9 protein-coding genes are annotated in these 9,869 nt (G+C 76.0%); 4 read left to right on the top strand and 5 right to left on the bottom strand.

Going from position 1 to position 9,869, the window contains the following annotated elements; genetic code table 11:
* On the top strand, positions 1–539 hold a 539-nt coding region (locus tag AC5FZL_RS12610; protein WP_493619119.1), incomplete at its 5' end, for a LysM peptidoglycan-binding domain-containing protein.
* Positions 536–1,060: an Rv3235 family protein gene (locus AC5FZL_RS12605; protein ID WP_493619117.1), complete on the top strand. Its 525-nt coding sequence runs from the start codon at positions 536–538 to the stop codon at positions 1,058–1,060. The genes AC5FZL_RS12610 and AC5FZL_RS12605, both read left to right, overlap by 4 nt.
* Here the strand turns inward: AC5FZL_RS12605 and secA are convergent, their stop codons facing one another.
* The gene (gene secA, locus AC5FZL_RS12600; protein WP_493619115.1) at positions 1,061–3,769 is read right to left on the bottom strand and encodes a preprotein translocase subunit SecA; all 2,709 of its coding nucleotides are present in this window, start codon (positions 3,767–3,769) and stop codon (positions 1,061–1,063) included.
* Between the two features lie 44 nt (positions 3,770–3,813).
* On the opposite strand from secA, the gene AC5FZL_RS12595 reads away from it, so the two are divergent.
* The gene (locus AC5FZL_RS12595; protein WP_493619113.1) at positions 3,814–5,016 is read left to right on the top strand and encodes a GNAT family N-acetyltransferase; all 1,203 of its coding nucleotides are present in this window, start codon (positions 3,814–3,816) and stop codon (positions 5,014–5,016) included.
* Positions 5,017–5,091: 75 nt separating this feature from the next.
* Complete coding sequence (locus tag AC5FZL_RS12590; RefSeq protein WP_493619111.1) at positions 5,092–5,526, top strand: hypothetical protein; 435 nt, start codon at positions 5,092–5,094, stop codon at positions 5,524–5,526.
* Here the strand turns inward: AC5FZL_RS12590 and AC5FZL_RS12585 are convergent.
* The 4 genes from AC5FZL_RS12585 to hpf form a co-directional block, all read right to left on the bottom strand.
* Positions 5,514–6,731, bottom strand: a complete 1,218-nt coding sequence (locus AC5FZL_RS12585) for a winged helix-turn-helix domain-containing protein (RefSeq protein ID WP_493619121.1) — start codon at positions 6,729–6,731, stop codon at positions 5,514–5,516. The two genes, AC5FZL_RS12590 and AC5FZL_RS12585, sit on opposite strands and share 13 nt — an antisense overlap.
* 71 nt (positions 6,732–6,802) lie before the next feature.
* Positions 6,803–7,738, bottom strand: coding sequence for a hypothetical protein (locus AC5FZL_RS12580; RefSeq protein WP_493619109.1), 936 nt, complete (start codon positions 7,736–7,738; stop codon positions 6,803–6,805).
* 133 nt (positions 7,739–7,871) lie between these two features.
* Entirely contained in the window at positions 7,872–8,564 is a 693-nt protein-coding gene (locus tag AC5FZL_RS12575) for a response regulator (protein WP_493619107.1), read from the bottom strand.
* Between the two features lie 237 nt (positions 8,565–8,801).
* Positions 8,802–9,617, bottom strand: coding sequence for a ribosome hibernation-promoting factor, HPF/YfiA family (gene hpf, locus AC5FZL_RS12570; protein ID WP_493619106.1), 816 nt, complete (start codon positions 9,615–9,617; stop codon positions 8,802–8,804).
* Positions 9,618–9,869 lie beyond the last annotated feature (252 nt).

The following is a 9,869-nucleotide window of genomic DNA, read 5'->3' as shown; positions in this document are numbered from 1 at the left end:
TGCCCGCGGTGGTCCGGCGCCTGGCCGCCGGCGCCGTGGGCGTCGGGGTGATCGGGGGCGTCGGGGTGATCGGGGGCGTCGGGGTGATCGGAGGCGTCGGGGTGCTCGGCGTCGCCGCGCCGGCCGTCGCCCTGCCGGTCACGACCGCCGCTGCGGCGACCACCGCGCCGGTCCCGGTCACCGGGCCCGGGTGGCCGGCCGAGGGTCAGCCGTGGCGGGCGCCCGCGCCGGCGGCCGTGCCGAGGACTCAGGCACCGGTCCCCTCTCTGGGCCTGGTCTCCCCGCCGCGCTCCGGCGGCGAGGGCGACGTGGTGGTGCGCCGGGGCGACACCCTGTGGGCCGTCGCCGAGCGCTCGCTGCCCCCCGGCGCCGGAGCCGCCGCGGTGGCCGCGGAGTGGCCTCGCTGGTGGCGCGCCAACCAGGACGTCGTCGGCGACGACCCCGACCTGCTGCTGCCCGGCCAGGTGCTGCGGCCCCCGGGCGACTCAGCCGACGCGGGCACCGCGGGCGGCACCGGTGTCGCGGGAGGCGCCCGATGAGCTCCCCCGCCGCCCTGCCGCCGCTGCGGGTGCTCCCCGCCCCCGTCGCGGAGCCGCACCCCCTCGGCGCCCCGCGCCCGCCGCGCCTGGCGCAGCCCGCGGCGCAGGGGGTCCTGGCCCTGCGCCTGAGCGCCACCGAGGAGCAGGGCGGCGACGCGTTCTTCGCGCCCCAGCCCACGCCGTCCGGCGCGCTGCCCGACCCGGGCCCGGTCACCGCCGGCGTGGTGCAGGCCGTCGTCGAGGTGCTCTCCGGCGCGCGCCCGGCCGCGCAGCTGCTGCGGTGGCTGTCCGCGGACGTCTACGCCGGCGTGCAGCGGCGAGCGGCGCTCACGGCCCGGGTGCGCGGACGGCGGCCCCCGGCCCGGCGCGCGGCCGTGCGGCGGGTCGTGCTCACCACGCCGCGCGACGGGGTCGCGGAGGCGGCCGTCGTCGTCCAGGACGGCCAGCGGGTGCGCGCCGTCGCCGTCCGCCTGGAGGGGCTGGACGGGCGGTGGCGCGTCACCGCGCTGGAGGTCGGCTGATCAGCCCCGGCGCTTGGCCTGGTTGCGCCGGTCGCGCCGGTTGCCGCCCTCGGGCGCCCCGCCGCCGACGCCGCCGCCGCTGACCTCGACGTCGCCGTCGGCGGACGGCGCCGTGTACTGCAGCCGCTCCGGGCGGGCCGCCTCCGCGTCGAGGCCGGGGGCGACGAGGGCCGGCGTCGCGTCGGGCACGGCCTCGGCCTCGGCCGGGGCCGCGACCTGCACCTCGAGGTTGTAGAGGTAGCCGACCGACTCCTCCTTGATGGCGTCGAGCATCGCCTGGAAGAGCTGGTAGCCCTCGCGCTGGTACTCCACGAGCGGGTCGCGCTGGGCCATCGCCCGCAGGGAGATGCCCTCCTGCAGGTAGTCCATCTCGTAGAGGTGCTCGCGCCACTTGCGGTCCATCACCGAGAGCACCACGCGGCGCTCCAGCTCGCGCAGCGCCGCCTCGCCGAGCTGGCGCTCGCGGGCGATGAACTGCTGCTGCGCGTCCGAGGTGAGCTCCTCGACGAGCATCGCCTGGGTGACCAGGCCGCGGCCCCCGGCCTCCTCCTCGACCTCGGCGACGGTGAGCTGCACCGGGTACAGCGTGCGCAGCGCCTGCCAGAGCTGGTCGAGGTCCCAGTCCTCGGCGAAGCCCTCGGACGTGGCGGCGGTGACGTAGCCGGTGACCACGTCGGTGATGAAGTGGCCGACCTGCTCGTGCAGGTCCTCGCCCTCGAGCACGCGGCGGCGCTCGGCGTAGATGACCTCGCGCTGGCGGTTGAGGACGTCGTCGTACTTGAGGACGTTCTTGCGGATCTCGAAGTTGCGGGCCTCGACCTGCGACTGCGCGCTCTGGATCGCGCGCGAGACCATCTTCGACTCCAGCGGGACGTCGTCGGGGATGCCCGCCCGGGTCAGCAGCGTCTCGGCCATGCCGGAGTTGAACAGCCGCATGAGGTCGTCGGTCAGCGACAGGTAGAACCGGGACTCGCCCGGGTCGCCCTGGCGCCCGGAGCGCCCGCGCAGCTGGTTGTCGATGCGCCGGGACTCGTGGCGCTCGGTGCCCAGCACGTACAGGCCGCCGAGCTCCTTGACCTCGTCGTGGCCGGAGGCGACCGCTTCCTGGGCCCGGGCGAGGGCGTCGGGCCAGGCGGCGTCGTACTCCTCGGCGTTCTCCTGCGGGTCCAGCCCGCGCTCGGCGAGCTCGGAGACGGCGAGGAACTCGGCGTTGCCGCCGAGCATGATGTCGGTGCCGCGGCCGGCCATGTTGGTCGCCACGGTCACGGCGCCCTTGCGCCCGGCCATCGCCACGATGGCGGCCTCACGGGCGTGCTGCTTGGCGTTGAGCACCTCGTGCTGGACGCCGCGGGCGCGCAGCTGCTGGGCCAGGTACTCGCTCTTGGCCACGCTCGTGGTGCCCACGAGCACCGGCTGGCCGGCGGCGCTGCGCTCGGCGATGTCGGCGACGACGGCGTCGAACTTGGCCGCCTCGGTCTTGTAGACCAGGTCGGGCTGGTCGACCCGGGCCATGGGCCGGTTGGTCGGGATGGGCACGACGCCCAGGCCGTAGGTCTGCTGGAACTCGGCGGCCTCGGTCTCGGCCGTGCCGGTCATCCCCGAGAGCTTGTCATAGAGGCGGAAGTAGTTCTGCAGGGTGATCGTGGCGAGGGTCTGGTTCTCGGCCTTGATCGCCACGCCCTCCTTGGCCTCGATCGCCTGGTGCATGCCCTCGTTGTAGCGGCGGCCGGCGAGGATGCGCCCGGTGTGCTCGTCGACGATGAGGACCTCGCCGTCGATGACGACGTAGTCCTTGTCGCGGGTGAAGAGCTCCTTGGCCTTGACGGCGTTGTTGATGTAGCCGACGTAGGGCGTGTTGACGGAGTCGTAGAGGTTCTCGATGCCGAGGGTGTCCTCGACCTTCTCGATCCCCGGCTCCAGGACGCCGACCGTGCGCTTCTTCTCGTCGACCTCGTAGTCGGTGTCGCGCACGAGGCGGCGGGCGATCCGCGCGAACTCGGCGTACCACTTGGACGCGTCGCCGCTGGCGGGGCCCGAGATGATCAGCGGCGTGCGGGCCTCGTCGACGAGGATCGAGTCGACCTCGTCGACGATCGCGAAGTGGTGGCCGCGCTGCACGAGCTCACCGGCGCTCCAGGCCATGTTGTCGCGCAGGTAGTCGAAGCCGAACTGGGTGTTCGTGCCGTAGGTGATGTCGGCGGCGTACTGGCGGCGGCGCTCGGCGGGGGGCATGCCGTCGGTGACCGTGCCGCTGGTGAGGCCCAGGTGGCGGTAGACCCGGCCCATGAGGTCGCTCTGGTAGCCGGCCAGGTAGTCGTTGACGGTGACGACGTGGACCCCCCCGCCCGTGAGCGCGTTGAGGTAGGCCGGCGCGGTGGCGACGAGGGTCTTGCCCTCGCCGGTGCGCATCTCGGCGATGTTGCCCAGGTGCAGCGCCGCCCCGCCCATGAGCTGGACGTCGAAGTGGCGCTGGCCCAGCGTGCGCCGCGCCGCCTCGCGGACCGCGGCGAAGGCCTCGGGCAGCAGGTCGTCGAGCGTCTCGCCGTCGGCGAGGCGGGCCTTGAAGCGGTCCGTCTCCTCGCGCAGCTCGGCGTCGGAGAGCTTGAGGAAGTCGTCCTCCAGCGCGTTGACCTGGTCTGCGAGCCCCGAGAGCCGACGCAGGACGCGGCCCTCTCCAGCACGCAGCAGCTTCTCCAGCACGCTCGCCACGAAGCGCTCTCCCGTTCCTCGCCCACCGCGCCGGGCACGGACCCGTGTGTCCCGGCGGCGCCGGCGACGTCGCCGTCGGCGCCCTCATCGTAGTTCCCGGCTTGCCGTGGGACGGGCGCTGGACGAGTGTTCGCCAGGTGCGGTGCCCCGAGCTCGGCGAGGACGCCGTGGCGCTGCGCGGGCTCCGGGCCTCCGACGCTCCCGCCGTGATGGCCCTGGCCGCGGACCGCGACGTGCAGCGGTGGCTCCCGCGGCCGGCAGGCCTCGCCGACGCCCGCGCCGAGGAGGGCGAGCTCCTCGCCGAGCGGGCCGAGCGCGGCTGGGACGCCGGCACCTGGCTGCCGCTGGCCGTGGACGTCGACGGCAGCTTCGCGGGGGTGCTCGTCCTGGAGCCCGAGGAGGCCGGAGGCGCCTGGGTCACCGGCGCCCTGGCCCGCCCCGCCCGCGGGCGCGGCTCCGCCTCGGCCGCCCTGCGCCTGCTGCTGACCTGGGCGTTCGTCGAGCTCGGGCTCCAGGTCGTGCACGCCCGCCTGGAGGTCGGCGCCTGGGCCGCCCGCCGCGCGCTGTGGGCGTGCGGCTTCGCCGTCGAGGGCACCGTGCGCGACCTCCTCGTCCGCGACGACGAGCGCAGCGACGCCTGGATCGCCTCGCTGCGCTGGGACGACCCGCTGCGCCCCCGGCACCGGTGGCTGGAGGCGGTGCCGCTGGTCGGGGACGGCGTCCGGCTCGGCCCCCACGTGCCCGACGACGTCGCCCGGATCGCCGAGGCCTGCGCCGAGGCCCGCACGCAGGCGTGGCTGCCCTCGCTGCCCTGCCCGTACACGCTGCTCGACGCGGTGACCCACGTCGCCGGCTGCCAGGAGCGGCAGGCCCGCGGCGCCGCGGTGCACTGGGCGGTGCGCGGCCCCGACGACGGGCCCCAGGTGGCCGAGGTCGGCCTGTTCCGGCTCGCGGAGGGCGCCCTGTCGGCGGAGATCGGGTACTGGTGCCACCCGGCGGCCCGCGGGCGCGGGGTGACCACGGCGGCCGTCGCGCTCGTCGCCCGCCACGCCCTGGCGCCCGAGGCCGCCGGCGGTCTCGGGCTGGAGCGCGTGGTGCTGCTCGCGGCGCGCGAGAACGCGGCCAGCCGCCGGGTCGCCGTCAAGGCCGGCTTCACCGAGGTGGGCGTCGACCGCCGCGCCGAGCGGCTGCGCGACGGCACCCGCACCGACTTCGTCCGCTACGACCTGCTGGCCGAGGAGGCCTGAGCGGCCGTGCACCGCCCACCCCCGCCCCGCCCGCCCCGCCGCGCCGGACGGCCCGGGATCGGCCACGCTGGCCGCATGACGAGCAACCCCCTGACGGGCGTGCCCGACCCGGTCGGCGGCGAGGACTCCCCCGGAGCCCCGGGCCTGCACCGCGTGACGGTCGTGGTGGACCTCTTCGGCCGCGGCCGGCCGCAGCGCGCGGGGGCCGGCAGCGGCTCCGGCACCGAGGACGGCACCGAGGACGGCACCGACCTGGTCACGGCCGTGCGCAGCGCGCTGCCGCTGGACCGCCTGCCGGCGATGGCCGACCCGGCGGCGCTGGAGGGCTCCGTGGCGCTCAGCTCGGACGGCACGACGCTGGAGGTCGTCCTGCTGGTGCAGGCGCTCACGCCCGACCACGCGATGCGCGACGGCGAGGACGTCGTCGAGGAGGCGCTCCGCGCGGCCGGCCTGCGCCAGGACGACGCCCGCCCGAACCAGGTGACCGTGGCGGGCGCCTACGCCCCCTGAGCCGCCTGGACCGCCCGTGCGAGGGCGGGCGCGAGATCGCCCCGGGGAGCCACCTGGACGGCGTCCAGCCCCAGCCAGCCGGCCATCGCGGCGAGCTCGGTGGCCAGCTCGGCCGCCGTCTCCCCCGGGGCGCCGGGCTCGGCGTGGGCGGCCTGCACGACGAGGACGCCCCGGGCCCGGTCGGCCTTGAGGTCGACGCGGGCCACGAGGGCGTCGCCGAGGAGGAACGGCAGCACGTAGTAGCCGTGCACCCGCTGCTCCTGCGGCACGTAGATCTCCAGGCGGTAGCGGACGCCGAAGAGCTGCTCGGTGCGCTCGCGGAAGAACACCAGGGAGTCGAACGGCGAGAGCAGCGCGCGAGCGGCCACCCGCCGGGGCCACGGCGCGTCGACGTGCAGCCAGGCCGGCCGCGCCCAGCCCTCGACCTGCACGGGCAGCAGTTCACCGGCGTCCGCCAGCTCGGCCACCGCGGCCCGGGAGGCCTCCGGGCGCAGGCGGAAGTAGTCGCGCAGCGCCGGCTCGGTGGCCACCCCGTGGGCCCGGGCGGAGATCCGGACGAGCTCGCGGACGGCGTCCGCCGGGTCGGGGTCGGGCGCGGTGGCGACCTGCGGCGGCAGCACGCGCTCGGGCAGGTCGTAGCGGCGCTCGAACTGGCTCGTCCGTCCGGCCGCGGTGAGCCGGCCGGCCCAGAAGAGGTGCTCGCACGCCCGCTTGACGGTGCTCCAGTTCCAGCCCCACTGCTCGCGCTCGCGCGGGGCGTCGGCGGCGAGGGCGGCCTCGAGCTGGCGGGCGGTCATCGCCCCGCGCGCGGCGACCTCCGCGAGCACCGCCTCGACCACACCGGGGTGCTCGGCGGCGACCCGCTGCATGCTGCCCCAGGCGTCGTCGGCGTGGCGGGCCATCCGCCAGCGCAGCAGCCGGTGCGTCTGCGGCGGCACGAAGCTCGCCTCGTGCGCCCAGTACTCCACGAGCCGCCGCGGCGAGCGCTGCGAGGCCCGGTGCAGCAGCTCGCGGTCGTAGGGGCCCAGCCGGGAGAACAGCGGCAGGTAGTGGCTGCGCGCCAGCACGTTGACGCTGTCGATCTGGAGCAGCCCCACCCGGTCGACCACCCGCTGCAGGTGCCGCAGGGTCGCCTCGCCGCTCGGGCGGGGGTCGGTGAAGCCCTGGCTGGCCAGGGCCGTGCGCCGCGCCTGCGCCGCCGTCATCCGCTCCGGGCGCCGCCGCACCTGACCTGTCAGCACGAGCACGCACCCTGGCACGCCCTCGTCCTGACAGCTCAGGCAGGCGGCCGGAGGTGGGCGCGCAGGAGGGCGACCACGCGGTCGGCGTCCGCGCGCAGGGCCAGCGCCGGGAGGCGCAGCACGACGTCGTCCGCACGCGCGACCTCGGCCATCCGCAGCAGGTCGTCGTACCAGCGCCGCACCTCGAGGTGGCCCACGCCGTCCACCTCGAGCACCACGCGACGCCCCGAGGGCAGGCACCACTCGGCGTCGAGGTAGCGCCAGCGCCCGGTGCTGTCGCGACGGCGCTGCTGGCGCTGGGGCTCGGGGAGCCCGGCGCGCCGGCACAGCACCCCGAGGTCGACCTCCGCCATGGAGTGCGCGCCGGCAGTGACGTCCGCCAGCGTGGCGCGCACGAGGGCCAGGTGGCGCACCTGCCCCACGGTGTCCGCGGCGGCGAGCAGCCGCTCCGCCGTGCTGAGCCCCTGCTGCACGACGGCGGCGACCACGCCCCCGGCAGCGCGCGGTGAGCGCGACCACGCGGCGGCGTCGAGCGCCGCGCGCTCCACCGCGTGCAGCGGAAGGCCGTCCCGGTGGGTGACGTCGTCGGGCCCGTGGCGCCGCGACTCGTGGACCACGGTCCAGGGGAGCCGGCGAGGTCGCTGCCCCCGCGCCACGACGACGTGCACGCCCGGGCGCTCCCAGCCCGACAGGCCCCACTGCGCCAGGGCGGTCCAGGCGCACAGGGCCGCACCGGAGCCTGCGGACAGCACCGAGGCCCACCGCCGCGTCGGGGGTGGCAGCGGACCGGTGTGCACCACCACGACGAGCGGCCCGACCACCTGCCACCGCTCGCTGCGCACCTGGTGGCGGACGTCGTCGGCGGTGACCCCCGCCGCGGCGAGCTGGGCTCGGGACAGGGCGCCGACCTGCACCGCGGCCAGCCGGGCGAGGTCGGGGCGCAGCGCGATCGCTCCAGCACGACCGGACACCCGCCCACCCTGGAGCGCGCCGGGCCTGCAGCGCTGGAGGCCTGTGGACGACGAGGCCCCGCCCCAGGTGTCAGAACGACGACGCGCCGGGGCACGTCGTCGTTCTGACACGCGCAGGGGCGCGCTGACCGGGTCAGCTGATGTCGAGGATGCGCTCCTTGACCGCGTAGACCACGGCCTCGGTGCGCGAGTGCAGCTGCAGCTTCTCGAGGATGTTGCGCACGTGGTTCTTCACCGTGTTCTCGCTGATGAAGAGCGTCGTGGCGATCTCCCGGTTGCCCATGCCCCGGGCGACCTGGCGCAGCACCTCGACCTCGCGCTCGGTCAGGCGCGGCACGGGGATCGAGGGGCGCTGCTCGGGGCGCTTGGACAGGGCGGCGAACTCGGTGAGCAGGGCGCCGGCCATCGACGGGCTGATGAGGGACTGGCCGCCCATCACCGCGCGCAGGCCGTCGGCGATGTCCTCGCCCGGCACGTCCTTGAGCAGGTAGCCGTTCGCCCCGGCGCGGACCGCCTCGAAGAGGTCGGCCTCCTCGTCGCTGTTCGTCAGCATGACGATCTTGGTCGCCGGAGCGACGTCCTTGATCGCCGAGCAGGCCTCGATGCCCGACCGGCGCGGCATGCGCAGGTCCATGAGGACGATGTCCGGCAGCAGGGCGCGCGCCTTCGCGATCGCCTCGAGCCCGTCTCCGGCCTCGCCGACGATGTCGATGTCGTCCTCGGCCTGCAGGACCATCTCCAGGCCCCGGCGGTAGAGCGCGTGGTCGTCGGCGACGAGCACGCGCACCGGGTCGCCCGGCTGGTGCTCCCCCGTCAGGTCGATCACGACATCCCTCTCCGGCCTCGCGCCCGTCCGCTGCCCGGGCAGACCACCTCGTCCTGCCCCACTGCTCGCGCCGTAAGACACGCGCCCCCCACCTCGTGGCTCACCAGCGGTGAGCGTCCATGCGCTCTCCGCGTTGCAGGCCATGGTGCCAGGCTCGGCCCCGGCATCCCACCGAGTCCGACGAATCGGTCGGACTCGGTCACCGGGATCACCGGGGCCACCCGGCCCGCAGGCGCCTCAGCCCGCCGCCACCTGCTGGCGCTCGGCGGCTGCGGGAGCCTCGACCGGCGAGCCGTCCACGCCTGCGGCCGCCGCGGCGCTGGCCTCCGCGACCGCGCGCGCGATCTCCTGCGCCTGGTCGGCGTCGCCGGCCAGGCGGATCACGCCGTAGCTCCAGCCGCGGCGGCGGTAGACCACGCTCGGGCACCCGGTGGTGGAGTCGGTGAAGAGGAAGAAGTCGTGGCCGACGAGCTCCATCTCGTTGAGCGCCTCGGAGAGCCCCATCGGGCGCGCCACGTGCACCTTCTCGCGGATGACGACCGGGGACTCCCCCAGCGACCACTCGGCGGCGACGTCGTCGGGAACGGCCCCGGACGCCGCACCGGACGCCGCGTCGGGCAGCGCGCCGTCGACCGCGACGGGGGCGCCGGCCGCGCCCAGCGGCAGCTCCTGCTGGTCCTCGGAGACCGGGACCGGCTCGAGGGCGCCGGTGGCCTCGCGCACCGAGACCATCGGGTGCCGGCTGCCGTGGTGGACCTTCTTGCGGTCACTGGCCCGCCGCAGGCGCTCCACGAGCTTGGTGAGGACCAGGTCCAGGGCGCTGTAGGGGTCGGCCGCGCAGGCCTCGGCGCGCACCACGGGCCCCTTGCCGAGCAGGGTGATCTCGATGCGGTCGCAGGCGTTCGCCTGGCGCTTGTTCGCCTCGTGGCTCACGCCCACCTCGAGCCGGTGCGTCTTCGGCGCCAGCTGCTCGACCTTGGCCAGCTTCTCCTCCAGGTGCCGGCGGAAGCGGCTGGACACCTCGGTGTGGCGGGCGGTGACGACGATCTCCACGGTGGTCCTCCAAGCTGCGACGGGACGGCGCGCCGTTCGTCGGCGCGCTGCGGTGCGCTGCGGTGCGCGGTGCTGGCCTCAGGAGAGCGGCGACCACCTCCCGCGGGGAGGGCTCGGGCGGGCAGGCGCGGCAGGTCGCCGCGCGCCTCCTGGCACGGCTCCGCCACCCGGCTCCCGGACTCGGTCTGCCATGACCGAACGCTAGTCGCGGCCCCCGGGGGCGACCAGTCGTGGTCCCCGCCCCTGCGGGGC

The sequence above is a fragment of the Quadrisphaera sp. DVD1 genome, assembly GCF_058932755.1.
The sequence above is the reverse complement of the archived record's forward strand: the minus strand, read 5'-3'. Positions and strand labels throughout refer to the sequence as shown.

What these genes read in the sequence shown, in the direction of transcription:
- AC5FZL_RS12605 (WP_493619117.1), top strand. Translation starts at nt 536, where the DNA reads ATGAGCTCCCCCGCCGCCCTGCCGCCGCTGCGGGTGCTCCCCGCCCCC.
- AC5FZL_RS12590 (WP_493619111.1), top strand. Translation starts at nt 5,092, where the DNA reads ATGACGAGCAACCCCCTGACGGGCGTGCCCGACCCGGTCGGCGGCGAG.
- AC5FZL_RS12585 (WP_493619121.1), bottom strand. Translation starts at nt 6,731, where the DNA reads ATGACGGCGGCGCAGGCGCGGCGCACGGCCCTGGCCAGCCAGGGCTTC.